Raw genomic sequence first — 676 nt, 5'->3', positions numbered from 1 at the left:
GAATGAGGCAATTATCGGTTAAAATTATTGAAAGCCTTCCATCACTTGGAGGACAATTGTCTGCACTTTATCCGGAAAAATATATTTACGATGTTGCGGGATTTCCAAAAGTTCATGCGCAAGATCTTGTAAAAAATCTAAAGGAACAAATGTCTATATTTTCGCAGACGGTTGTGTTAGGGCAGTCAGTTGAACAACTTGAGAAGCAGGAAGATGGAACTTTCAAATTAACAACTAACGAAGAGATTCATTATTCTAAGGCTGTTATTATTACGGCAGGAAATGGAGCGTTTCATCCTCGTCGAGTTGAATTAGATAACGCATCTCAATATGAAGGGGAAAATCTCCATTACTTTATTGATAATCTTAATCAATTTGCCGGTAAAAAAGTCATTGTTTTTGGTGGAGGAGATTCAGCGGTTGACTGGTCGTTAATGCTTGTGTCAATTGCTGAAAAGGTAATGCTTGTTCATCGCCGCGATAAATTTCGTGCACATGAGCATAGCGTAATGAATCTCCAAAATTCTAAGGTTGAGATAAAGACTCCTTATGTCCCAACTGTATTGATTGGTGATGAAAGTAAGATTAAGCAAGTAGTTCTTGAACATGTATCTGGCGAAGGTGAAGAGATCATTGATGTGGATGCTGTTATTGTAAACTATGGTTTTGTTTCTTC

The 676-nt window shown here is 37.3% G+C and carries 1 protein-coding gene; it reads left to right on the top strand.

Annotated features, from left to right (window positions below):
- Positions 1–676: NAD(P)/FAD-dependent oxidoreductase (locus AC1DUW_RS31560; protein ID WP_477644544.1), on the top strand; the 676-nt coding region annotated here is incomplete at both ends.

Source organism: Peribacillus sp. P4_C12 (assembly GCF_056402095.1).
Note: the sequence above shows the minus strand (reverse complement) of the source record. Positions and strands in the feature narration are given on the sequence as shown.